General features: G+C 62.7%; 26 protein-coding genes. 20 read left to right on the top strand and 6 right to left on the bottom strand.

The features are described from left to right. The first annotated feature begins 61 nt into the window (after nucleotides 1-61). Together B4A39_RS09120 and B4A39_RS09115 are read left to right on the top strand one after the other, a co-directional pair. On the top strand, nucleotides 62-793 hold the full coding sequence (locus B4A39_RS09120) for an SOS response-associated peptidase (protein WP_292035680.1): 732 nt from the start codon (nucleotides 62-64) through the stop codon (nucleotides 791-793). After that, nucleotides 790-1017 (top strand): hypothetical protein, encoded by a 228-nt coding sequence (locus B4A39_RS09115; RefSeq protein WP_292035678.1) that lies wholly within the window; start codon nucleotides 790-792, stop codon nucleotides 1015-1017. Before B4A39_RS09120 ends, B4A39_RS09115 begins: the two co-directional genes overlap by 4 nt. Here B4A39_RS09115 and B4A39_RS09110 read toward each other — a convergent pair. Continuing rightward, nucleotides 1014-1277: a hypothetical protein gene (locus B4A39_RS09110; RefSeq protein ID WP_292035676.1), complete on the bottom strand. Its 264-nt coding sequence runs from the start codon at nucleotides 1275-1277 to the stop codon at nucleotides 1014-1016. The genes B4A39_RS09115 and B4A39_RS09110 overlap by 4 nt on opposite strands. A gap of 587 nt (nucleotides 1278-1864) precedes the next feature. Between B4A39_RS09110 and B4A39_RS09105 the strand changes: the two genes are divergently transcribed. Together B4A39_RS09105 and B4A39_RS09100 are read left to right on the top strand one after the other, a co-directional pair. Next, on the top strand, nucleotides 1865-2131 hold the full coding sequence (locus tag B4A39_RS09105) for a hypothetical protein (protein WP_292035674.1): 267 nt from the start codon (nucleotides 1865-1867) through the stop codon (nucleotides 2129-2131). A 608-nt stretch (nucleotides 2132-2739) separates the two neighbouring features. After that, nucleotides 2740-3249 carry a hypothetical protein gene (locus B4A39_RS09100; protein WP_292035672.1) on the top strand — a complete coding sequence of 170 codons (510 nt, stop codon included), beginning with the start codon at nucleotides 2740-2742 and terminating at the stop codon, nucleotides 3247-3249. Here the strand turns inward: B4A39_RS09100 and trpS are convergent. Next, nucleotides 3246-4262: a tryptophan--tRNA ligase gene (gene trpS / locus B4A39_RS09095; protein ID WP_292035670.1), complete on the bottom strand. Its 1017-nt coding sequence runs from the start codon at nucleotides 4260-4262 to the stop codon at nucleotides 3246-3248. The genes B4A39_RS09100 and trpS overlap by 4 nt on opposite strands. A gap of 213 nt (nucleotides 4263-4475) precedes the next feature. Between trpS and B4A39_RS09090 the strand changes: the two genes are divergently transcribed. Beyond that, the gene (locus B4A39_RS09090) at nucleotides 4476-5036 is read left to right on the top strand and encodes a hypothetical protein (RefSeq protein WP_292035668.1); all 561 of its coding nucleotides are present in this window, start codon (nucleotides 4476-4478) and stop codon (nucleotides 5034-5036) included. 33 nt (nucleotides 5037-5069) lie between these two features. Here the strand turns inward: B4A39_RS09090 and B4A39_RS09085 are convergent, their stop codons facing one another. The 3 genes from B4A39_RS09085 to B4A39_RS09075 all read right to left on the bottom strand — a co-directional run bounded on the left by B4A39_RS09085 (nucleotide 5070) and on the right by B4A39_RS09075 (nucleotide 7859). Beyond that, nucleotides 5070-6038 carry a hypothetical protein gene (locus B4A39_RS09085; RefSeq protein ID WP_292035667.1) on the bottom strand — a complete coding sequence of 323 codons (969 nt, stop codon included), beginning with the start codon at nucleotides 6036-6038 and terminating at the stop codon, nucleotides 5070-5072. 19 nt (nucleotides 6039-6057) lie between these two features. Further along, nucleotides 6058-7092, bottom strand: a complete 1035-nt coding sequence (locus tag B4A39_RS09080) for an NAD(P)-dependent alcohol dehydrogenase (RefSeq protein ID WP_292035665.1) — start codon at nucleotides 7090-7092, stop codon at nucleotides 6058-6060. A gap of 116 nt (nucleotides 7093-7208) precedes the next feature. Further along, nucleotides 7209-7859, bottom strand: coding sequence for a TetR/AcrR family transcriptional regulator (locus tag B4A39_RS09075; protein ID WP_292035664.1), 651 nt, complete (start codon nucleotides 7857-7859; stop codon nucleotides 7209-7211). Between the two features lie 519 nt (nucleotides 7860-8378). Between B4A39_RS09075 and B4A39_RS09070 the strand changes: the two genes are divergently transcribed. After that, nucleotides 8379-9560, top strand: a complete 1182-nt coding sequence (locus B4A39_RS09070; protein WP_292035662.1) for an alpha/beta hydrolase — start codon at nucleotides 8379-8381, stop codon at nucleotides 9558-9560. A 55-nt stretch (nucleotides 9561-9615) separates the two neighbouring features. Here B4A39_RS09070 and B4A39_RS09065 read toward each other — a convergent pair whose 3' ends face one another. Further along, nucleotides 9616-10602 carry a hypothetical protein gene (locus tag B4A39_RS09065; RefSeq protein ID WP_292035660.1) on the bottom strand — a complete coding sequence of 329 codons (987 nt, stop codon included), beginning with the start codon at nucleotides 10600-10602 and terminating at the stop codon, nucleotides 9616-9618. 333 nt (nucleotides 10603-10935) lie between these two features. Between B4A39_RS09065 and B4A39_RS09060 the strand changes: the two genes are divergently transcribed. The 14 genes from B4A39_RS09060 (at nucleotide 10936) to B4A39_RS09000 (ending at nucleotide 21917) form a co-directional block, all read left to right on the top strand. After that, nucleotides 10936-11562 carry a TetR/AcrR family transcriptional regulator gene (locus tag B4A39_RS09060; protein ID WP_292035657.1) on the top strand — a complete coding sequence of 209 codons (627 nt, stop codon included), beginning with the start codon at nucleotides 10936-10938 and terminating at the stop codon, nucleotides 11560-11562. A 9-nt stretch (nucleotides 11563-11571) separates the two neighbouring features. After that, nucleotides 11572-12087 carry a hypothetical protein gene (locus B4A39_RS09055; protein WP_292035654.1) on the top strand — a complete coding sequence of 172 codons (516 nt, stop codon included), beginning with the start codon at nucleotides 11572-11574 and terminating at the stop codon, nucleotides 12085-12087. Nucleotides 12088-12247: 160 nt separating this feature from the next. After that, nucleotides 12248-12955: a hypothetical protein gene (locus tag B4A39_RS09050; protein WP_292035652.1), complete on the top strand. Its 708-nt coding sequence runs from the start codon at nucleotides 12248-12250 to the stop codon at nucleotides 12953-12955. After that, the gene (locus tag B4A39_RS09045; RefSeq protein WP_292035650.1) at nucleotides 12955-13584 is read left to right on the top strand and encodes a hypothetical protein; all 630 of its coding nucleotides are present in this window, start codon (nucleotides 12955-12957) and stop codon (nucleotides 13582-13584) included. The genes B4A39_RS09050 and B4A39_RS09045 overlap by 1 nt, the downstream gene beginning before the upstream one ends. Then, a complete protein-coding gene (locus B4A39_RS09040) occupies nucleotides 13581-14222 on the top strand; it encodes a hypothetical protein (RefSeq protein WP_292035648.1) in 642 nt (213 codons plus the stop codon). Before B4A39_RS09045 ends, B4A39_RS09040 begins: the two co-directional genes overlap by 4 nt. A 102-nt stretch (nucleotides 14223-14324) precedes the next feature. Next, a complete protein-coding gene (locus B4A39_RS09035; protein ID WP_292035646.1) occupies nucleotides 14325-15134 on the top strand; it encodes a hypothetical protein in 810 nt (269 codons plus the stop codon). Between the two features lie 89 nt (nucleotides 15135-15223). Then, a complete protein-coding gene (locus B4A39_RS09030) occupies nucleotides 15224-15670 on the top strand; it encodes a DUF805 domain-containing protein (protein WP_292035644.1) in 447 nt (148 codons plus the stop codon). Nucleotides 15671-15816: 146 nt separating this feature from the next. Beyond that, complete coding sequence (locus tag B4A39_RS09025) at nucleotides 15817-16353, top strand: hypothetical protein (RefSeq protein WP_292035642.1); 537 nt, start codon at nucleotides 15817-15819, stop codon at nucleotides 16351-16353. A 17-nt stretch (nucleotides 16354-16370) separates the two neighbouring features. Next, complete coding sequence (locus tag B4A39_RS09020; RefSeq protein WP_292035640.1) at nucleotides 16371-17450, top strand: polysaccharide deacetylase family protein; 1080 nt, start codon at nucleotides 16371-16373, stop codon at nucleotides 17448-17450. After that, nucleotides 17447-18382, top strand: a complete 936-nt coding sequence (locus tag B4A39_RS09015; RefSeq protein ID WP_292035636.1) for an alpha/beta hydrolase — start codon at nucleotides 17447-17449, stop codon at nucleotides 18380-18382. The genes B4A39_RS09020 and B4A39_RS09015 overlap by 4 nt, the downstream gene beginning before the upstream one ends. A 62-nt stretch (nucleotides 18383-18444) precedes the next feature. Next, nucleotides 18445-19599: a DUF5694 domain-containing protein gene (locus tag B4A39_RS09010; RefSeq protein WP_292035635.1), complete on the top strand. Its 1155-nt coding sequence runs from the start codon at nucleotides 18445-18447 to the stop codon at nucleotides 19597-19599. Then, complete coding sequence (locus tag B4A39_RS09005; RefSeq protein WP_292035632.1) at nucleotides 19599-20939, top strand: cytochrome P450; 1341 nt, start codon at nucleotides 19599-19601, stop codon at nucleotides 20937-20939. The genes B4A39_RS09010 and B4A39_RS09005 overlap by 1 nt, the downstream gene beginning before the upstream one ends. Then, nucleotides 20908-21591, top strand: a complete 684-nt coding sequence (locus B4A39_RS16460) for a response regulator transcription factor (protein WP_409449574.1) — start codon at nucleotides 20908-20910, stop codon at nucleotides 21589-21591. Before B4A39_RS09005 ends, B4A39_RS16460 begins: the two co-directional genes overlap by 32 nt. Next, nucleotides 21588-21917, top strand: a complete 330-nt coding sequence (locus B4A39_RS09000) for a hypothetical protein (protein ID WP_292035629.1) — start codon at nucleotides 21588-21590, stop codon at nucleotides 21915-21917. Before B4A39_RS16460 ends, B4A39_RS09000 begins: the two co-directional genes overlap by 4 nt. Nucleotides 21918-21921 lie beyond the last annotated feature (4 nt).

Genomic DNA, 21921 nt, shown 5'->3' with positions numbered 1-21921 from the left:
GGCCTAGCGCCGGTCCGCGGTTCCTGCGGGCAGCTCGCGACAAGCTCAGGGGAGAGCGTCGATGTGTAATCTCTACAGCCTCTCGCACCGGCTGCAGGCGATCATTCAAATGGTCGCGGCCATGACCAAGGACATCGGTAACTTCGGGCCGATGCCAGGCATCTTCCCGGACTATTCCGCGCCGATCCTGCGCGCCCAGGCCGACGGCTCGCTGGAGCTGGCGCTCGCGCGCTGGGGCATGCCTAGCAGCAAGCGGGCCTTGTTCGAAGCCGCGACCAACCGGGCCGACAAGCTACGCGCCAAGGGCGGCGCGGTCGACTTCGACGAGATTTTGCGGATGGAGCCGGACAAGGGGACAACCAACATCCGTCGGACCGAGAGCCGTCACTGGTGGCCTTGGCTCGGACCGGAGAACCGTTGCCTGGTGCCTTTCACGTCCTTCAATGAGCCGGACCAGGTCAACCGAACCGACAGCGCCTGGTTTGCCCTCGCCGAGGATCGGCCGCTCGCCTTCTTCGCCGGCGTTTGGACGCCGCACGCCTGCGTTCGAAAGATCAGCACCAGCTGGGAAGAGTTCGAAGCTTTCGGCTTTCTGACCACCGACGCCAACGCCGAGGTCGCGGCCGTTCACCCGAAAGCTATGCCTGTGATCCTGACCACAGCAGAGGAGCGGGATGTCTGGATGCGCGCGTCTTGGGACGAGGCCAAGGCGCTGCAGCGACCTTTGCCGGATGGATCCCTGACGGTGATCCAGCGCGGCGGCAAGCGCGAGCCGCTGGAGGATCCGGCTTGAGCGACGACGACGAGGTGCCCCTGCGGCCGGTCGTTCAGTTCAGCGCCGGCATCGTGGACGGAGCCATCGCCTTAGAGTTGGTTTCCGCCGAGACGGTCGAACAGCTCCTTCTGATGGAAGGATCGGCGTCTCGCTATGTGCTGACGCCGGACGCCGCGATCGAGATTGGGCGCGCGCTGATCGAGCGAGGCGAATTGGCGAGGCGATCCGGGTCGCTAAACTAGGCGCGGTCGGGCGACAGCGTCTCCATGACCTCAAGGTCCGGGATGCCGAACAGCAGGGGCGCGACATACACCGTCTGGCGGATGGACTCAGCGAGCGCGCGCGCCCGCGTCATCGCGGCCTCGTACACGGTCCAGATCCTGGCGCGATCGAACGGCACGAAGTCTCCGTTGTCGTTGGCGTAGCCGACCGACCCGTTATTCAGGCGGCTTCCGAAGATCACGAACTCGGCGTCGGCATCAGGGTTGGTCGCGGTGCTCATGCGCATTCATATAGCACCACTCTTCCGGAACTTCCACAGAATGTTCCTGTTTCGTTCTTGAGATCGTTCCGTCGGTATGTTGGAAGCGATCTCGGGTCGGAGCAGCATGAGGAGAGACGGCGATGGGTGATGTTCCCACCTCCGAAACCATGACGCTCGACCGGTTGGTCGCTCATCTTTGGTCCAGTGGCGAACATGGGCGAAGCCATGTGCGCGCTCTGCTGTCTGCGATCGAAACGGTAGCGCCAGAAGCCGTTGATCAAGTCCAAGCGCGTCGGATCGGCCGCCTTCTGGGCTTGGCTCCGCTGTGATGGTCGCGTCCGGAGAACCCAAGCTTGCGCGCGAAGACATCGCACCGCCGGTCGGCCGCCGCATGGTTGTTCGATGCCTGGCGGAGACCTGCGGGCACGCAGCACTAATCGACCAGCGCCGGTATTTTTCGAGCGCCCGTGACTGGCCCCGAGAGGGCGCGTCGGATCGCTTCCGCTGCATATGTGGAAGCCGGCAGGCGACCGTTGCCTACACGCGCGACGCCTATGCGCGGGAAGGTACGATCCACCCGGCCGCTTTGGCGTTGTGGTTCTGAGATGACCGGCCGCAAGCCGCAGGAGCGAATCCTACATCTGCGTCGGTATCGTTCCCTGCCGAATGATGGGTCTCGAACGCTTTACTGCGTCCTGAGCTACTCGGGTGGCCTGTTCGACCATCTCAGTTTCGTGTCGCCAGGCCAGTATCCGGAATTCACGGGCGAGGAAGCCTGGATGCGGGTGCATTGGTGGTCAAAGGCCAAGCACAAGGTCGTCGAGCAAGTTGCCGACAAGACCGGCAAGCCGATGCCTAGCCATGGGACATAACCCCCGTTTCCGAATGTGGTCGAATGAGGACTGGCGGGGCTATTGCCCCACGATCGGCGACATGGCGCGCAGGGGCTGGCGGCTGACCGCACATTGTCAGCGTTGTGGGCTAACAATGGCTGCTGACGTCGACACCATCGCTAGACTGAAGGGACGGGGATGGAGCCCGTGGGGCAAGTCGGCAAAGTGCCGGCGGCTGTATTGCGCGGGCCGGATGACCCTGCGTGGTTACAGCCCAAGGGCCAATGAGTTCGTCAACATCTGACACGCCAGAGCGAGCGAACGACGCCATCGCGTTAACCCGTCACCGGGAAATATGTATAGCATACGCGATACAAGAATTCCTCACAGCATGGCCGGAGATCTCCATGACGGTTTCTTCGATCGCGACAACCACTGCGAGGCTCAGTCTTGCAGCCGCCACCGAACGGAACTTCGACAAGACAGGCTCTCCAGTCGAAAGCGGACCCCGTCCGACGGTCAGCGTCACTCTATCGAGAGAGGCGCAAGGGCTAGGCGAGGTCCCTCCGTCTGCGACTCCGGCTCAGTCGGCGCGCGCCAAACTAGATGCGGACTATGCTAAGGCGCGTGCTGACGGAACTTGGATCGTGTCGGACACGGCCTATGGCGGTCGCCATCTCAATGTCTCGGGCCTAACGGACGAGGAGTTGGCTGCGGTGAAGACCGACGCCGACGGACTCTTTAAAAAGAACGAGGAACAGACGGCTTGGGCTGAGTTGGGCGCCCGAGTCAGAGTGACCTTGGCGCCGTTCGCGTTGGGTGCGGGCCAAGATCCTCGCGCCTATCAGAGCGCAGTGCAGACGGCTTACAGAGCTATGTCGCCCGCCGTTCGCGAAGCTCTTGGTTGGGACCAAAGCATGCTCGATGCGAGTGAGAGGCTCGTCGAGAGCGCAGAGCAAGAGCTCGGTGAATTCGATCGCAAGTCCCTCCTTCAAAAGTTCATCGATCATCTGAAGGCGTTGCGTGCCGCAGGTCGCGAACGGCCATTAGATCTTGATGTGGACCAGCTGGTGGTCGACGACCCGATCATTTCGCCATCTCGTTCAGGTGGCGAGAGCGGGCCGGCACCTAGCCAAGTTCTCAACCGTCTCATCTAGGTGAATCGGAACATCCCAAGCGCTGTCCGCATCTCGTCGAGCGTCTGTTGGGTTGTCGCGGCAGCTTGCTGGGTGCCTGTCCGCAGCATATCCATTACAAGCCCTGGCTGCTGCGCGAGGGCTAATCGCTTCTCTCGAATGGGAGCGACCAGATTTTGCAGGCGCGCCTCCAATCGCCGTTTTAACGCCATGTCGCCCAGTCCACCCCGACGGTAGTGCGCCTTGAGGCTATCCACCTCTTCAGGGAACTCGTCGAAAGCGTCGAGGTAGGTGAAGACCGTGTTTCCCTCCACCCGACCGGGATCGCTGACGCGCAGGTGATCGGGGTCCGTGAACATGGCTCGGACAGCAGCAGAGATTTCCTCAGGTGAGGCCGACAGCGAGATCGCGTTGCCGGCGCTCTTGCTCATCTTCGCTCGACCATCGATCCCGGGAAGCCGGGTTACCGACGACAGGACGGGGGTGGCCTCCGGGAGGAGGTCTCTGTCGCATTGCCGATTGATGCGACGGACGAGTTCGTTGGACTGTTCGATCATCGGCAGCTGGTCCTCGCCAACTGGTACGGCTCCGGCCCTGAACCCGATGATGTCCGCTGCCTGCGCGACCGGGTAGCAGAGAAAGCCCGCGGGAATGTCCCGATGGAAACCTCTCTGGCCGATCTCCTGCTTGACTGTCGGATTGCGCTCAAGCCGGCTCACGGTGACGTAGTTGAGAAGAAGCATCGAAAGCTCGGCAAGGGCCGGAAGTTGTGACTGGACGCAGACGACCGACTTGGTGGGATCGATCCCCACAGCGAGATAGTCCAGCGCGACCTTCACCACGTTCTGGCCGATCACGTCCGAGCGGTCGGCATTGTCTGTGAGGGCCTGCGCGTCAGCGATCAGGATGTATTGAAGGTGATCCTCCTGAAGCTTCAGCCGGTTCTGCAGCGAACCGACGTAGTGACCGAGATGAAGCGATCCAGTTGGCCGGTCGCCTGTCAGAACGACAGGTAGAGTCGAGATTTTGGTCATCTGTGTTTCTCCGGGGATGAGACGTCGCAGTCCGGCCGGAGGGTCCTCGCGCATGACGATCCAGCCGTAGGCCGGCGGCGTCGTGCTGGGATGAGCATGAACGACCGCCCCTTATGAGAAGGGGCGCCACCAAGAGGATCTGTTCGTGGACAGGTTCATTGCGCCAACTAACACGGTCATGCCTCGCTTTTCAAACTGTAAAGCGATCGCTATATGAATAGCGATGCATTTCAGGGGTGGGAAATGAAAACGCCAAATCTTGCGGCCGTACTGGCCGTAACTTCAGCATTGAGCGCGTGTGCACCCGTCGTGGTCGGGGGGGCGCCTATCGCCTTGCCTGTCGGTCTTCAAGAAACCGCGCAAATCGGCACGGTGATGATGTCGAGCGCCACGTTTGATGCCGAAGGGGATTTCGCAGATACCTTCATGGAGGAAGTTCGCGAAGAGGTCGGTCGCTGCATGTGGGGGACGGCTCCCGTTGATCTGCGGGTACACCTCGAGGGGATGCAGCGATCGAGCAGAGCGGAAGCGTTGTTCGCCGGCAACGGGCGCTATTCGTTGAACGGAACGGTCGAGTTTGTCGATCCGGCTCGCAACAACGCAGTGCTCGGGCGGTATCCGATCCAAGTTACGGTAGAAGCCCAAGGACGGACCGCCAGCCTCATGGGCGACCGTCAGATGATGGTATCCGAAGCGTTCGGCCGAGCAGTCTGTGAAGAGGCGTTCGGCCGCAACCCGCGTGAGGCGGGCGGCCACAACGCGACACGCGGCTGAACGGCATTCCGTGTCGTCGCTGGCTGTCGTCCCCTACGGACGCTCGGTGAGCTGGCGACCGAGATGGACGACCGCAGCCTGATCGACGTCTGTGTTCGCCACTCGCCCGGACGTCTCGGTGATCGCCTTGACCCAGTCGCGGACCGGGGCATCACCAACTTCTCGGGCCAACGTCTCAAACTGCCTCCACGCCGCTTGGTAACGAGCCGGCGCGTTGCTTTCATCGCTCTCCAAATCATCCGGACCGAACGAGAAAGGCCCCGGGGGCACAAAGCTAGGATCATGTTCGGCCCGGCGTCGATCTTCGGGTGAGAGCTGACGCAATAAGGCTTCACGCTTAACCGCGACCCCGCCCCAGCGATCCAGGGCGACGGCGACTGTGCTTCGGGCCAAGGAGTCCTCGCCATCGGCGGCATGTTGATCGGCATGGGTCGGGCTAAGCGCTCGGGTGACTTGCCGCCCGACCCATTCAGCGTGACCCTCATGGAACCAGCGCGGCGTCACGGCGCCGGCGTGCTTCTGGAAGGCGTGCACCTGTTCGTGGGGGATGGTCACGTTCAGACGCGTCAGGGCGGCGTCATCAACAGCGCCATGCGCAGTGGTGACGATCGTCCAGCGGGTTTCGCTTCCGTCGCGGGGCGGCTGGTAGGCTGCATCGGTTGTGAAGGCGACCGACGCCCATCGAGCTTCAGATCGCACATCGGCTGTCTTGTAATGCAAGAGCCGCAACTGGGCCCCCAGACACGGTGCGAACCGAGCCGCCGCTGTCGCGGAGGGGGCGTCGTGGAAGACGGTCATCCAAGCGCCGGAGACCTCGTCGCGCACGGTCAGCCCTGGCAAATCGCCAGGCGCCGCCGGGCGCGGCTCGATGTGAATCCCGTCGATCACGTGCGAGCCGGGCGCGGCGCTACAGGCCAGCCGCGCCTGGTCGAGGAATGTTGGCTGCGCCGACACATCCGGTAGGAAAAGAGATGTGAGTGTCCAGACGAGGGAGGAGATCATCTGCGTCTTTGGTCTCAGCCTAGGTCATTCGGATGGAGATCTTGCCGACGGTCCGGCCAGCCTCGCTCAGCTGATGTGCTTGGGCGATCTGATTCAGATCGAACTGCGCGTGCTCGTGAGGCCGCAGTCGCCCATCGGCCAACCAACGCGCCATGTCGGCCACGTCTGCGGCGCCGCCGAGACCGCCAATCAGGCCGGTGATCATTGTGTAGCGGCCGGAGATAGAGCGACCGATCAACCGGCTCAGAAGTTTGGGCAGATCCGAAAGTCGAGCGTCTTCGCCAGGGCGGTCCGGGCTTACCGCAGGCAAGGCGGCCGCCGCGTAGTGACCCTTCGGCGCCAACAGGTTGGGCGCGAGGGCGCTGTAGTATCGCTCGTCGCCGACCGCGTCGACGATGAGGTCGAAGCCTCCGGCCCACTGCGGGTGAGCCGCTGCGATCGCCTCGGGTGGCGTGCGGTCGTATGCGATCACTTCATGGGCGCCGCAGCTCAAGACGAATGGCGCGTTGCGACTGCTGCAAACGCCGACGACATGTGCAGCCCCAAACACTCGGCGCGCCATTTGGACTGCCAGATGCCCGACGCCGCCCGAGGCGCCGATCACCAAGACTCGGGCGTCTGTCAGTTCACCCCGCCGAGGTCCGGCGCGTAGACAGGCCAAGGCAATCTGACCAGCGAACGGTACGAGGGCCGCGTGAGCATGCGCCACGGTAGCGGGCTTCAGGGCGATTGCGGAGGCTTGACGCACAGCCATGCGCTCGGTGTAGGCGCCACTCAGACGACGGGCGCCGAACACTTCATCCCCGACCCGGAATCGATCGACGCCGGAGCCGACCCCGATCACGACGCCCGAGTAGTCCAGTCCCAGCACAGGATGGCGACCTATTAACAACCGCCAGATCGGATGGGGCAGTCCCAGGCCGGCGCGCATTTTCCATTCGATCGGATTGACGCTGCTGGCATGGACGCGGACCAGCACGTCGTGGCAGCCGATCTTGGGACTGGGCGCAGCCTGCAGCACAAGCTGCTCGGGTCCGCCGAACCGCTTGAGCACGGCGGCACGGCCGCCCGGGCCGCAAGGCCCAGCAGTCCACTCAAATGTAGCGCAGTCGCTATACATAAAGGGGTTCTACCGGTGGAGACACCAGCGGTAAAGTGTGGCGCTGCGCCTCAGTCGGCAGGCCAGCCGCAGCAGGCGGCGAACGCATCGGTTACCGCCGCAATATCCTTCTTGGAAGTCCAGGTATGATTTGGGGCCAGAGCAAAGCGGGAGACGAGATAGCTGAGGTTCAAGGCAAAGAAGACGCCGGCCAAGGCCATGGCGTCCAAGCGCGTCGAGCAAAGACCGAGGCGTTGCATCTGCTCCAGGTGATTGGCCAAAGGCTGGAAGACGCCCTGTGACCATCGCGATCTATAGCGATCTGTGAACGCTTGATCGCGAAGTAGCTCGCTGAAGACGATCCTGTAGCTGTCTTGTGATTTTCCCGCCGTCTCTACGCGCTCTGACAAGAAGTCGGCGTGCCAACGTCGGAACTCCAATACATTGAACGGCTCGGGGTCGTGGATACGTCCGAACGCGGCCAGACGCATGAATTCGATCGAGACCTCTTCGATCGCAGCCTGGTTCAAGGCCGCCTTGTTTCCGAAGTGTTTGAACAGGGTACGTTCGGTCGTCTCCGCTAAGTCGGCGATCTCCCGCGTCGAGCCGCCATCGCCGCCGCGCTCGGCCAGCAGACGAATCGCCGCTTGCAGGATCGCCTGGCGCTTTTCGAGCGATGGCGCACGACCCCGTCGCCGGGGCGAGGCGATGGCATTGTCCATAAATATAGTCCGTGCTATACAAAAACGGTTAGGAAGGTTCGAGCCGAACCACACCTCGAGTTCGGAGACCTTCTTAGGCTAGGCCCAGAAATGCAATCGAAGCCCCTCGCAAAGCGTATCGCCTCCACATCGGCAACCGCCGCGAGCTGTACTTCGGTCGGCACTCTTATGGCCAAGCTGCCCCGCCTGCCGGTTCGAAACGCGGGTGTTCTGGCGGTTGCGGTTTTCACCTTACAGTTCGTCAGCCCAGCCTCAGGCAAGGCCTCCGCGCCTGACGCCGTTTCGGGACTGCGGGTCGAGGTATCCGCAAACGAGATGTTGGGCCGCGGTCGACTAATCCTGTTTGTCCGACGCGCGACCAATCCAGCGGCCACGGCCGTGGACGGAAACGCCTTCGAGCGTGACGGCCTCCAGCTGGCGGCGCGCAACGTCAGTTTTTCAGTGCCACGAACGGTCGTGGTCGACGATGCGGCCGATGCTTGGCCGGGGCCGCTTAGTTCGCTGGCCCCTGGGGACTATGTGGTTCAGGCGGTCTTCGATCGGGACTTCAACTATGCCTACTCCGGTCGGGGCCCTGGCGACGTTCTGAGCCGCGTCGCCACTGTCCGGATCGGTGAGACGACATCGGCTCTTTCGCTCGAGCTGACCGATGTGATCCCTGAGCTGGCGCCCTGGCATGGCCCATGGGGTCCTGTCGCCCCACCCGAGGAGCTGGCCTTCATCCAGCAGAACACGCGCCCGCTAACTGTGCCTTCTGAGCGCCTGGGCCGCTTCTGGGGCCGGCCGATCTCGCTGAACGGTCTGGTCGTCACGCCGCTAGACTATGATCAAACGCAGGATCGTCTTCCGGTCGTCTACTTCACCCACGGCTTCGGCGGCGGCATGGCCTCGCTGCAGGATACGGCGGCGGGTCTTGTGCGACAGATGAAGGCCGGCGTTCTTCCGCGCCTGATCTGGGTCCTGCTGGACCAAAGCGGTCCGATGGGCACCCACGAGTTCGCCGACAGCTTGAACAACGGCCCATGGGGGGCGGCTCTCACCCAGGAGCTGATACCGGTCATCGACGACCGTTTCCGTACCCAGCGGAGACGGAACGCCCGGTTTGTCATGGGGCATTCTTCGGGCGGGTGGGCGGCACTGTGGCTGCAACTCGAATATGCCGACATCTTCGGCGGCGCGTGGGCGACGTCTCCTGATTACAGCGACTTCTCCAACTTCGGCGGCGTTGATCTGACAGCTCCGGGGGGCCGGATGAAAGGTCTGAACTTTGCGCGCGCCGAAGCTGTGCTGGGCGCCTATGGCGGGCAAAACACTTCCTTTGAGGCGGTCTGGTCACCCCGAGGTTCCGACGGCATGCCGGCGCCATTGTTCGATCGGGAAACGGGTCTGGTGGATGCGCAAGTTGCTACTTGGTGGCGAGACCACTGGGACCTGACTGAGAAGGTTCGCCGTGAATGGGTGAACAACGCTGCATACCTGGACGGCGCGATCCATGTCGTGGTGGGCGAGAATGATGAGTTCGCCCTCGATGACTCCGCCCGCGACTTGGAGCGGGCAATCACTTCGGTCTCTGGTCGGGCTTCGTTCAGATACCTACCCGGCAAGGGGCATTTCGACCTCTACGTGGAGGGCGACGAGCGGGCCGCGTTGCGGCGTGTCATGGCGTGGGAGATGGCGGATCATGCTCAGCGCCATCCCTAGTGCCGATCTGCGCTTGATGACGCCGACCTCGTTGGCCGGCGTCGCCAAGCAGCCCTTAGTCGAGCGGCAGATCGTCAGCGTGCAGCGTCGAGACGGCGTCCCGAATAACCTGATGCCGATCGGTGTTTCGCTCGAAGTAGGCCAAGGTGATGAGCTGGACCGATGCAGGGCCTTTGGCGGTATCGAAGTAAGCCGGATTGATCGTCGCCATGTAGAGGTCGGTGTCTTCGCAGCGCTTCAAGATGGTCCTGCGGGTCGCGGCGCATGCCGTTTCCTGTCGCTCGGCCGGCGACAGCGTCGCCAGCTCGGCCGCTGCGCCGGGAGTGCCCATGTACTCCAGGTAAGATTGGCGACTCATGGGGATGAAGAGCGGGACGCCCGGACGCGATCGAACCAGAACGGTCTGGTCGCCTTCGCGATAGACCTCGAATCCATTTTGCTGGGGCAATGGCGTCATCGGCAGCTGCACGTGTCCGCGGTAGTCACCGGCATCCCGCAGAACCGCAGCCAGCGGATCATTGGTTCGCAAGGTGAGACCCGGTCCGCACTGGCTCGCCGGTTGGCCGTCTCTGGACGGACAGTCGGAGCCGCCTGTGATCGGCAAGGTCACCAGAGTAAGCGCCTGACCCTGGAGGAACGGTCGGTCAGGCGTGCTGCGCGCTTGAACCGAATTGCGCAGCGAGAATCCGTCGAGAGCGGCGAAGCGTTCTTGCCGATGCAAGATGCTCAACAAGGCCCGAAGCCGTTCATGCATTCGGCGCCCATCCGACGCCCGCACGCGTATGTCGCTGACTTCGGTCGTCGCGGAAACGTTCACGCCCCGCTGGCCGGCATGCGCGGTCGCCGAAGGGCCTTGCCCACCGCCGCGCACTCCAGTTCGAGCAGAGGCCTGCCGCTGGCTCGTGGCGGGTCGCTCGTCACGCGGACGCGTCGTTTCATCAATCACGCTCGTCACGCTGCGCTCGACCGTTCGTTCTGCCAGTCGTCCCAGTACACGGCCGAAGTCTTGAGCAGATGCGGACGTAGTTGTGGCAGTGGTCAACAGGGCAGCGATTGCACTGACTATCACGCGGTGTCGGCAGACTCCGGACGTCGGGTTCGGTGGGGTGGGCATCGGGCTGCTCATTCCTGCAAGGTTGGGGGTGAGCGACGCTGTGACCAAATTAAAGTAAGTCGTCAATATGTGATGTTAGTGCAACTAACATCGGAGCAGGCTGGACCGTTAGAAACCCCGCCAGCACTGGCATTAATGGGCGCTGTTGCACCTTATCCGACCGATCGACGAGGTCGGTCGATCGATCAAAATGCGCTCAGATGGTGCGCGGAATCGAATTCATGTTGCGAACGGGATTTCGATGTTATAACCACTAACATCATGACCGGCACACGCACCTACAACTCGGATCTTCGTCGCGAACAAGCGGAGGGTACGCGGATGCGAATCCTCGATGCCGCAGCGCGGATTCTCGAGCGCGATGGCGCCGACGCGGGCATGACGAACCGCAAAGTCGCCGCAGAAGCCGGCGTGACCGAGATGACTGTGTATCGCCACTTCCCAAGCCGAGCTGTGCTCGACGAGGCGCTTTGGCGTCACATCAACGACAAGCAGGGCGTGGCGGGTGGTTTCCCCGACCGCTTCGAGGCGATGATCGAGCGACTCCCCGAGCTCTTTGCGTCCTTCGACGCCAACCCTGCTCACATCACGAGCACCGTCACCACGCCGACTGGCCGCGAGATGCGCGCCAGCCAGGATGAGGTCCGGCGTGCCGCCTTCCTTGCGGCGGTCGCTGAGGGTGCTCGTGATCTCCCTGTCGAAGATCAGCGGCGAGCCGCCGCTGTCCTTCAGCTTTTGTATTCCGCCTATGCCTGGATCTCACTGCGCGAGCAGTGGGCGCTGGAAGGGACCGATGCCTCCGCCGCGGTCCAGTGGGCGGCGCGTACCCTTGTGAAAGACCTTGAACAACGCGGCTCGACGCCGCTCCTCCCCCCGCACGAAACCTAGAGACCTTCCATGATTGCCCACTTCTCGCTCCCCGCCCGCGACCCCCAAAGCGTGGCGGCGGTTTTCGCTGACCTCATCGACGGCGTCGCCATGCCGTTCCCGGTCGTTCCCGGCGCTTGGGTCGCCATCGCCAAGGATGGCTCGGGCACCGGTATCGAAGTGCTGCCCGAAGCGTCCGCCCACAACCAAGGTGACGGGGATGCTGACCCGTCGCGCAAGGCCAACGGCCCGGAAGTCATGCCGTGGGAAGTCCAGATCCGACAGGACGGCGCCGCGCAGGACGCCAGCGGTTTTCACGTCGCGCTGACGAGCCCGCTGTCGGCCGAGGAGATCGTGACGGTCGCTCGCGCCCAAGGTTGGCGAGCCGTTACCTGCGATCGCGGCGGCGTCTTCGATTTGGTCGAGGTCTGGGTTGAGAACCGTTTCCTCGTCGAAGTGCTGCCCCCGGCCGGCACGGATCGCTACATGGCTTTCTACAATCCGGAAGTCGCGGGGCAGATGTTCAACATGGCGCCGCCAGCATGAGCGCTCTTCCCGCAGCTCTCTGGCTGATGCTGCTGGCGTTTGCCGCCGCGGGCCTTGCGATCGTTTCGATCAAGCTCCGCTAGATCCTCTTCAAAAACCTGGCGCGCCATCGACGCTTGTTCGCAAGCGAGCGATGGCGCGCGCCTGAAAGGCGCCTCTAATGAAGTACCCCGCCCTTGCCACCGTCGCTACGGCAGTTGTCAGCGCGTCCCTCTGCGGCGCGCAGCCTGCATCAGCTCAGGATTTTGGCCGCATGCTGGGCAGACTCGCCGAGCGAACTGCCGAACGCGCCGCGCGGAATGCTGCTGACGAGCTGACCCGCCCACGTGATGACAGTGACGCACCTGGCCGCTCCGACGCAGCCGAAAGCAGGAGCGGCGCGCCCGCCCCTCAAGATCGTGCCGCCCCGGCTGTGACGCCCGCGCCCCAAGGTGTGGAGCCTTGGCCGATCAACGCCGGACATCGCGCCGTCGTCCGGCCGACCCAGTTCGCCTTCTCCCCCGAGATGATCGCCCAGAAACAGCGGTTCACGGATGCAAGTCGATTCCCGTGCAACACTTGCGAGGGTTCGGTGGACATCGACTCCTGGCGCCGTGCTCTTCAGCCGATTCCTGACACCTACTCCGCGTGGTCGGAAGTGATCGCGCCCTGGACGGTCGGGCGCGTAATCGACTGGCGCGGTACGGTCGTCGATGGTCGGATCACCGTCTTGAGCGAAGTCCCGGTCGGCGGCTTCCAATGTCGCCAACTGCGTCACCGCATCAGTACGCGAGGTCCGAATCCGGTCGTGACCGAACGCCCGGGACTGGTGTGCCTGGGCAAGCGAGACGCCTACTCGGGCGCCGAGACCTGGCACGAAGTGTTCTGATGAAGCTTCCATATTTCATCATCGGGGCGATCTTCGCCATCGGCGTGTCCTTCGCAGAGCCGGCGGCTGCGCACGATGCTCGCGCTGGCATCGGACGGTCGAAAGAGACGCCTGTAGGACGACCGCTTGAGTTGCCCGACGGGATTGTCGTCAGCGAGCCCATCGGGGCCTACATTGAAGATCACTGCTTCCCAGAGGAACAGGAAGTAAGGCCGCAGGAAGGGCATGGCGCGAACATTCAACTGTGCCTTGGCTTCTCGAATACGCTGCCGACGCCTGTCACGATCAGCCTCCCCGCCGGATTGATCTTCGTCAGCTTCGATACGCGCAGTCAGAACGGTCTGCTCATCCAAACCGAGGCCTTCGAGGTGCCACCGGGTGATAACCCGTACTTCGTGAGCTTGTCCCTCCAGTGCCTCAACGCGAGCCGGAGCACAGGGCGAGCACGCGACACATACCATGTGGGTCCGATCACGCAGGACGAACCCATCACTCAACTTATCCGAATGCTTGATGGCAAAGCGCTGACCGATGAGCACATTCCCGCGGTGCAGAATGCGCTGTGGTCAGTGACCGATGGCGACGGCCTGCTGCCTCGAGACCGGGATGCCCTGGAGGCCATACAATGACGTTCTTAAGGGTACTGCTGGCTCTGCTTTTCAGTGTCGCCATATCTGGCGTTGCACTGGCGAACCCAAGCGATCCTCGCCCGGGCATCGGTCGCTCAGACGAAGATCCCGTCGGCAAACCGTTCGAGCTGCCCGCCGGATTGGTTCTGCAGGAGCCGATTGACGGTCATGACCGGGATCGCTGCAAACGTGAGGGCGAAGCGACCGATCTCAAGATTGGCCACGGAACCAGTGTCGACGTTTGCCTCAGTTTCACCAACACCACGCCGGAGCCCATCCAGGTCAGTTTGCCTGCCGGCCTGATCGTGGTTTCGATCAGCGACGAGACTCAGAACGGCTTGCTGATCATCACCGAGACGTTCGAAGTCCCCCCTGGCGACGATCCTTATTTTGTCAGGCTTGGACTTCACTGCCTCAACATCGGACGTGCGCCGGGAGGCGCGCGCGACTTCTTCAAGCTCGGCCCGGTCACCGAAGATGAGCAGCTCCTGAGCGTCATCGCACTTCTGGATGGTCTTAAGATCAGAGACGATCTCGATGATCATATCGGAGTGCAGGACTACGTCTGGAACGTCTCGGACAACCAACGTCTGTACGACCACGATCGAGCCTGGTTGGCGAGCCTCCAGAACCGCTGAGCCTCCTAAGTTTTCATCGGGACCGCGCTGACCCGACGACGCGCGCTGTGCTCCCCCGCAGCCCGTGATTTCCCGCGCCCAACACTTTCATCGAGAAAAACTATGAAATCCTTCTACTTCGCGACCGTCACGGTCGCGGCCCTTCTTGCTACGCCTGCTTTGGCTCAGGACCGGGCTGGTTCTGTCGGAGTCAACTACAGCAACGCCAATCTCGCAATCGAAGACAGCGATACCGATGCTGACATCTGGACGGTCGATGGCACGGTCGCTCTCCCCGTCGCCGACTGGACGGTTACGCTGGACGGCGTGGTCGACAAGGCGGACTCGGACGCCGGCGACACGACATTCGGCGGTGGAGCCGTTCACCTGACCCGCACCTTCGGCTCGGACATCCGCTTCGGCGGTTTCGTCGGCGCCGATGGCCTGGGCGATGGGGACCAGTCTTGGCTGGGCGGCCTGGAAGCTCAGAAATACCTTTCCAAGGCGACGCTGACTGCGCAGACCGCCTATACGTCGGTCGACGACCTGGACATGGATGTCTGGACGCTCGGCGGCGAGGCCGCCTTCTACCCGATGGCGCGCCTGCGTCTGCACATCGACGCGACCTATAACGGCGTCCAGATGGCAGACGAAGACGTGGATGCCTGGTCCTACGGAGCCGGCGCCGAATACTGGCTCCCCAACACCGCATTCACGGTGGTCGGCGACTTCAATCGCCTCGAATGGGAAGCGGTCGAGATCGATACTTGGACGATCGGGCTGCGCTTCAACTTCGGAGGCGACCTCCAGGAACGCGACCGTAAGGGCGGAGCCCTGCGCTTCAACCCGATGATGCGCACCCTGAATGCCTTCGGTAGTTCGGGCGGCGACGACGACACCGAAGTTCCCGAAGGCCCCGGCGGTCCGGTCTAGCGACCTGGAGATCCGGGCGGTCTCTGCTGCCCGGATCATTCCCTCTGCAGCGCACGAATCTTTCAACCCACTTTCGAAAGGAGCTCTCCGTGGCCCCTATCATCGATCATCTTTTCAATCCTGCGGGCCGGATCGGCCGCAAGACCTTCATCGTTTCCGCGGCGGGTTTTCTCGCGCTTGGCATCGTCTGCACGGTCGTCCCCATCGCTGGACAGATCGTGTCGCTCGCCATGCTGTGGCCGTGGACGGTCATCGCCATCAAGCGATTGCACGACATGAATCGCAGCGGGACGCTGGCGATCGTGATGGCAGTCGCCAGCGCCTGTCTTGGTGCGGTCGGCTCACTCGTCGCCGTGCTGGCCCTGAACCCGGCAGTGTTCCTCGCCGTCGCCTCGGTGATGGCAATCGCCGGTCTCGTCGTTGGGTTCGCCGCCCTGGCGTTCATCATCTGGCTGGCGATTGGAGTCGGAAGCCAAGGCTCAAATCGGTTTGGCTATCCCGAAACGAGCTCAGTCTTCTCGTCTTCAAAGGCTTGATGATGATGTCTCGTCGAGCGTCGTCTTTCACAGCTTTCTTAGTCAGTCTTCTGCTTGTCGGAGCCATTGCGTCGCCGGCCTTGGCGTCGGGTGCATCGCAAAGCCGTGACGGTCGCCGGGGCATCGGAGATGTTCCAGGCGACCCCGTGGGAGCCGAGTTTGCCTGGCCGGCGGGCATAGTCGTCCAAGAGCCGATCGACGCGTTCGACGAAGATCGTTGCGGTGCGGAGGAAGACCGGCCTCTGAAAGCCACCGGAGCCAGCGGAAACGTGCGGCTTTGCCTGTCGCTGATCAACACGACGTCTCGGCCCATACAGGTGCGCCTGCCCGCGGGACTGATCTTCGTTTCGCTCGACACGGAGAGCCAGAACGGACTCCTTCTGCAAATCGAAACTTTTGAAGTTCCGCCCGGCGACATGCCTTACTTCGTGGACGTCGGGTTGCAGTGCCTCAACGCCGGCCGATCTCCGGGATTCATTGGTGACCGCTACAGGCCGGGACCAGTCACCGAGGACCCCGCGCTTCTAGATTTTGTCGCACTCATTCAGGACAAGGCCCTGACGTTGGAGAACGCCGCCGTAGTGCAAGACACGCTGTGGCGGATCACGGATGGCGAGGGATTGACGGCGGCTGATCGACGCGAGCTTGCCCGGCTTGAACGCCGGCCTTCAGACCCATCGTAAGCGAGCGGGCGAGTCCAATGGGAAAGACCAACGCGTGTGCGCTTCTCAACCTAACCTCAGGCTGCCTGTGCGCCTTGCTGTTTGCGGCCGGGGCGCCCGAAGCCTGCGCCCAGGAACCGTCTCGCGTCGTGGCCATCACCTTCGACGATCTGCCCTATGCCGGCCGGATCGGCGAGAGCCCCGGCGCGCTGTCAGTAGACGATGTAGCGGCATTGAATGCGCGTGTTCGATCAGTTTTGGCCGAGGCTCGAGCGCCGGCGACGGGGTTCGTTGTCGAGCAGACCGCGGCCGGCTTGGGCGAGGCGCGCTGGGCGGTCCTGCGCGAGTGGACTACCGGCAATCTGACCCTAGGTAACCACAGCTACTCCCACAGCGACATAAATCAGCTGACGTCGGGGCAGATCGAAGACGAAATCGTAAGAGGAGAAATCTCGATTAGACCCCTCATGGTCGCAGCGGGAAAACCGCTTCGTTTCGTGAGATTCCCCCAAAATCACACAGGGGACACAGAGGCCAAGCGTGACGCGATCTCCGCAATGTTGTCGGCGAGGGGTTACATAGCCGCGGCCTCAACGATCGATACTTCCGACTATCAGTTCGAGGCTGCCTACTCGATCGCGCTCGCCGCAGAAGACGAGGAATGCGCGACAAGGATCCGGGAAGCGTATCTCGCCTTTTCTGCGGCCAAGATTGATTACTACGTCGCTCTCAATCTCGAAGTACTCGGTCGCGCTCCTGCCGAGATTGCGCTCCTGCATCTCAATCAGATCAACGCCGACACGCTGCCAGAACTTCTCGACCTTTATCGCGCGCGAGGCTTCGGCTTTGTCTCTCTTGAGACTGCTCACGCTGATCCCGCCTACGCATCGCCTAACACCTTCGTATCGCCCTATGGGCCGATGTGGGGCTACCGTTGGGCTAAGGACCAAGGCGTTCGCGTGGACGGGTCAAAGGATTCCGATCCCCCCGCCTGGCTGGCCGCCTATGCAACCGGCGCATCGCATTGCGGGGACGCGCACCAGTCAATCGGTGCTGGAGAGACGCAGGCAGGAAATCTTCTTCAACACACCTCCTTTATAGCTAGGACACGCCAATGATCACCCTCGCCATTGCGGCATCGCTAGCCCTAGCTTGGCCCCAGACCGAGACTCCTGTTTCGATCCGTTCCGAACCAGCGCCATTGCATGGCACGCTTCTGGAACCTTTCGGCGCTGCACGAGCGGTGGCAGTGATTTTGCCGGGCTCCGGACCCACAGATCGGAACGGTAACACGGCCGCTGCAGGGCTGGTGGCGCAGCCCTACGCTCTTCTCGCCGAAGCACTCGCCGCTCAAGGCATCGCCACCATTCGCGTCGACAAGCGGGGCGTCGGCGAGAGCGCGGCTGCGGCGCCCAGTGAGGCCGACTTGCGCTTCGATGATTTGGCTCGTGATGCCCGGGCCTGGGCGGAAGAGGCGGGGGCACGCACCAATCAGCCGTGCGCTTGGCTCATCGGACACAGCGAAGGCGCGACGGTGGGTCTGGCTGCGGTGCGGCAGGCGACGGATAAGGTCTGTGGCGTCGTTCTGATCGCTGGACCTGGCCGACGCGCGGGGATCGTGCTTCGCGAGCAGCTCCAACGGCAACTGCCCGAGCCGATGATGGCGCAGGTGGACACCGCACTGACGGAACTCGAGGCCGGGCGGGCAACGGCCAGCATTCCGGGACTTGAGTCTCTCCTCAGACCTTCGGTCCAACCGTATCTTATCTCTTGGCTGGCTATGGATCCCCAGGCTCTGGCGGCCGCCTATCAGGGGCCGATGCTCGTAATGCAGGGCACCACGGATCTGCAGGTCACGATGTCGGATGCTGAGGCGCTCCACGCGGCCCAGCCCGCATCGAACCTGGTTCGCCTCGAAGGCGTGAACCACGTCCTCAAATCCGCGCCGGCGGATCGGGCAGCCAATGTCGCCACTTATCGCGATCCGGCGCTGCCCTTGGCGCCCGGCGTGGCAGAAGAAGTCGGCAAGTTCATCTTGCAGGACCGCTAACAGCGGCATGACCGGGAGCCGAACGGGGCTCTCGGGCCAGTCTCAGCATCGGAATCGAACTCGTGAAGATCGTCAGAACACTGATCCTTGCAGCTCCTTTGGTACTCCTGAGCGCAGGAAGCGGTCAGGCTCAGTCCTTCAATCCCGCAGACTTCAGAACCTTGGGCGCCGAGCCTGCCGGTGAGGTTCTCGTGCTGGCCTCACCAAATTTGTCCAGGGTCGGACCGGACTTCGATGCGGCCACCCTCGAGCCATTGCTGGAGCGTCTTGCCCGGTTCAATCCTGCGGGGATCGCCGTGGAACAGCTGTCAGGCGAAAGTCTCCATCGCCTGCAGGCCTATGAGGTGCTCTACCCAGAGTCCGCCGAGAGCTTTGGCGGCCGCCAGCTCCAGCTCGCCGACATGGCGAAAGCTACGACGGGCCTGAGCCTGGTTAGGGCTGAGGGGCAGGCTCGCAGGCTCCTGAAAGATTTGGATCAAACCGTGGCACCGAGCCAGAGACGCCGGCTCACCGCCATCTTCGCGGCGTCCGGAGACCTCGGGTCGGCGCTGGTTCAGTGGCGCCGTTGGGGTCCCGATGAACGGCGGCCCGGCGACGGTGTCTCGGCCGATCTGGCTGCTGCTCTGGATGACGTTTGGATCCGGCACAACGAGGTCTGGCGGGTCGGCGTGGAGTTGGCCGTGCGCCTGAAACTCGAGCGCCTTCACTCGATTGATGATCACGATGCTGATGACCTGATGACACCGGAGGTGGTCCGCGATCTGACGACCGCGATTAGCCAGAACCCGGGCTTTCAGGCCGTGATGAGTGACCCCTTCATGGTGGCGCTTCAGGGCGAAGGCGATCGCCTGTCATCGGCGTCCGCTGCGCTGGAGCTTTATCGCGATATGAACAGCGAGGGCTTCGGCCGGCGAGATGCCGAACTCCAGTGGCTGACCATGCTTCGAGAACCGATCCCGGGAGACGCGGGTCGCATTCGAGTCGCTGAGTGGGAAGCCCGGAACCTGCGCCAAGTCGCCCACATCCGCGAAGCGGCTGCAGCCTATCCCGGAGAGCGACTGCTCGTCATCGTCGGTGCGTCTCACAAGGCTTGGTTTGACGCGTATCTCGGAATGATGACTGACCTCGTTCCGGCGGACGCGGCGTTGGTGCTCGCGAATGACGGCCAGGGCGCCGGCTCGGATCGGTCTGGAGCCGATCGCCTTGAGGTCGAATAATGGGTCGCGATCTTGAAGACGCTGTGACGTCGGGATCTGATTCAATCCCGAAGGCCAATCCCGATGGTTGGCTCTCATCCTTGAAGATGACGCGGGACTATCTGAGCGATCCCTTGGGCACGATGCGGTCGATCCACGAACACCACGGTGGCGTGGCGCAGATGAACCTCTTCGGGATGAAGGCGGTGGTCCTTCTAGGACCGCTCGCCAACGAACTGGTCCTGCTTAACCGCGACAATGCGTTCTCGTCCGAGATTGGTTGGACGCCGGTCATCGGTTCCACGTTCCCGAATGGCCTCATCTCGCTGGATGGGAACCATCATCGGGAAGACCGCAGAATGATAGGCGCGGCGTTCAAGCCCGAGCCAATGCAGGTCTACCTGAAAGCGATGGGGGAAAGGTTTTCGAATGAGATCCGCGCCTGGCCCGAACAGCTGACGTTCTATCCCGCCATCAAGCAGCTGACCTTGGCGTCGGCGGCGCGGGATCTGCTGGGCTTGTCGCTGGGAGCCGAAGTCGATGCAGTCAGCCGCGCGTTCGTTTCGATGCTGGGAGCCTCTGCGGCACTGGTTCGCCATCCCCTACCGGGCAACGCCCTTTGGCGAGGCATCAAGGCGAGGGGCCGGCTGAAACGGTTTCTTCTCGACGAAATTCCGCGGAGGCGGGTGAACCCGGGTCGCGACATCTTCAGCACGGTCTGCAACGCGACTGACGACGAAGGACGGGCCATGGCCGACGAGGCGATCGTCGATCACATGAACCTCTTGCTGATGGCGGCGCATGACACGACCACGTCCGCACTCACGTCCATCGTCTATCTTCTGGGACGCCATCCCGAGTGGCAGGCCTACGTCCGCGACGAGTTGCTCGCCTGGCGAGACCAAGGTGACCTCTATGCCGGGCTCCGCGATCTGAAAGTCACCGAAATGGTGCTCCATGAAGCGTTGCGGCTCTATCCACCCGTCGCGTCGTTACCGCGAGGGCTCGTCAAGGATGTTGAATTCGGCGGCTGTACACTCCCGACCGGCTCGGCGGTGGGCATTCACATCCTGCATACCCACTACATGCCTGAGCTTTGGCCCGAGCCGACGCGCTTCGATCCTCTTCGCTTCTCTCCCGAGCATGTACGCACGCGCCACAAGTACGCTTGGATCCCATTCGGGGGTGGAGCGCACATGTGTCTCGGGCTGCACTTCGCATCGATGCAGGTGAAGCTTTTCCTCTCGGATCTGCTTCGGGAACGGACGATCGTCGTGAGTGCGGATTACGAAATGGACATGCAGTGGATTCCTATTTCGAAGCCGCGGGATGGGCTGCCAATCTCGCTGGCGTTGCGTTGAGAAATTCAATGAGCGCTGTAGGACCAGCCAGCGAGTAGGACCGCAATGCGCTTCAGTCCAACAACCCAACTTCAAAACGAAGTACAACCGAGGCGAAGGTGCTTGGCAATCTAGACGACAGTCTGCCCAGTGTCGTATTTGGACGTCGGGAGGGCTTATGGTTCAGCGTCTTACGCGGCGAGAGATTCAGTGTGTCCGGCTCGCCGGCGAAGGGCGTTCCAACAAGGAGATCGCTCGCGATCTCGCGCTGTCGCCGAGTACGGTGAACAATCACCTCACCCATGCGTATGCCAAGTTGGGTACATCGGATCGGAGCACCGCGGCGGCGATCGCCGCTAGTGACTACCCAGATTTCTCCCGGTTCCAACCCAGTCCCGTAGCCCCCAGCCGGGATGTTGTGCTCCCTCCAACCACGCCGGGTTCTGACCATGGCGACGGGGGTGACACGACTGTCCCATCGAACTGGTTTCTGCCGCCACCTCCAAAGCGGCGTTCGACCAGAGCGCTGGCCATTCTGGTTCTCGCCATCGTCGCTGCGGTCGCGACGATCGGGATGGTGTCAGTTGTCGGGGCCGGGATGTCGGTCTTCGCTGGCCACGCTCCGTCGAACGCAATCCTGGCGCCGGAAAATAAGGGCGGGGAAGCCAGATGACGAACATTCGCATGGGTGCACGCGTTGCACGCAATCTTCAGACGACCGAGCACGCGGTAGACGCAGCCATGGTCGCGACGAGCTGTCTCATTCAGACAATGCTAGAAGCGCGCGCTGATGCGCGCCTTGCTGCGGAAGTCGGTCAGGTCGCTCTGAGCGAGATGGTTTCAAGCTTGTCTCAGCTGAACGACGTGCGTCAGGCGGTCGTCGCTGGCCACCGTGCGCTTGCGGAGGTCGCAGACAATCAGGGCATCGCGTGGCGGCTTGAAGGGCCGCTGGAGGAAAAGGTGAAGCCGACGGCCGTCGTAGTCTCGGTCGCGGCCTGATCGC

It is taken from the genome of Brevundimonas sp. UBA4553, from assembly GCF_002387245.1.
In the GTDB taxonomy this organism is placed as follows: Bacteria; Pseudomonadota; Alphaproteobacteria; order Caulobacterales; family Caulobacteraceae; genus Brevundimonas.
Note: the sequence above shows the minus strand (reverse complement) of the source record. Positions and strands in the feature narration are given on the sequence as shown.

Bases quoted from the DNA above. Each gene is read 5' to 3' on its own strand.
- B4A39_RS09120 (WP_292035680.1), top strand. From the start codon at position 62: ATGTGTAATCTCTACAGCCTCTCGCACCGGCTGCAGGCGATCATTCAA.
- B4A39_RS09110 (WP_292035676.1), bottom strand. From the start codon at position 1,277: ATGAGCACCGCGACCAACCCTGATGCCGACGCCGAGTTCGTGATCTTC.
- B4A39_RS09105 (WP_292035674.1), top strand. From the start codon at position 1,865: ATGACCGGCCGCAAGCCGCAGGAGCGAATCCTACATCTGCGTCGGTAT.
- trpS (WP_292035670.1), bottom strand. From the start codon at position 4,262: ATGACCAAAATCTCGACTCTACCTGTCGTTCTGACAGGCGACCGGCCA.
- B4A39_RS09090 (WP_292035668.1), top strand. From the start codon at position 4,476: ATGAATAGCGATGCATTTCAGGGGTGGGAAATGAAAACGCCAAATCTT.
- B4A39_RS09085 (WP_292035667.1), bottom strand. From the start codon at position 6,038: ATGATCTCCTCCCTCGTCTGGACACTCACATCTCTTTTCCTACCGGAT.
- B4A39_RS09075 (WP_292035664.1), bottom strand. From the start codon at position 7,859: ATGGACAATGCCATCGCCTCGCCCCGGCGACGGGGTCGTGCGCCATCG.
- B4A39_RS09060 (WP_292035657.1), top strand. From the start codon at position 10,936: ATGACCGGCACACGCACCTACAACTCGGATCTTCGTCGCGAACAAGCG.
- B4A39_RS09055 (WP_292035654.1), top strand. From the start codon at position 11,572: ATGATTGCCCACTTCTCGCTCCCCGCCCGCGACCCCCAAAGCGTGGCG.
- B4A39_RS09050 (WP_292035652.1), top strand. From the start codon at position 12,248: ATGAAGTACCCCGCCCTTGCCACCGTCGCTACGGCAGTTGTCAGCGCG.
- B4A39_RS09045 (WP_292035650.1), top strand. From the start codon at position 12,955: ATGAAGCTTCCATATTTCATCATCGGGGCGATCTTCGCCATCGGCGTG.
- B4A39_RS09040 (WP_292035648.1), top strand. From the start codon at position 13,581: ATGACGTTCTTAAGGGTACTGCTGGCTCTGCTTTTCAGTGTCGCCATA.
- B4A39_RS09035 (WP_292035646.1), top strand. From the start codon at position 14,325: ATGAAATCCTTCTACTTCGCGACCGTCACGGTCGCGGCCCTTCTTGCT.
- B4A39_RS09020 (WP_292035640.1), top strand. From the start codon at position 16,371: ATGGGAAAGACCAACGCGTGTGCGCTTCTCAACCTAACCTCAGGCTGC.
- B4A39_RS09015 (WP_292035636.1), top strand. From the start codon at position 17,447: ATGATCACCCTCGCCATTGCGGCATCGCTAGCCCTAGCTTGGCCCCAG.
- B4A39_RS09005 (WP_292035632.1), top strand. From the start codon at position 19,599: ATGGGTCGCGATCTTGAAGACGCTGTGACGTCGGGATCTGATTCAATC.
- B4A39_RS16460 (WP_409449574.1), top strand. From the start codon at position 20,908: ATGGGCTGCCAATCTCGCTGGCGTTGCGTTGAGAAATTCAATGAGCGC.
- B4A39_RS09000 (WP_292035629.1), top strand. From the start codon at position 21,588: ATGACGAACATTCGCATGGGTGCACGCGTTGCACGCAATCTTCAGACG.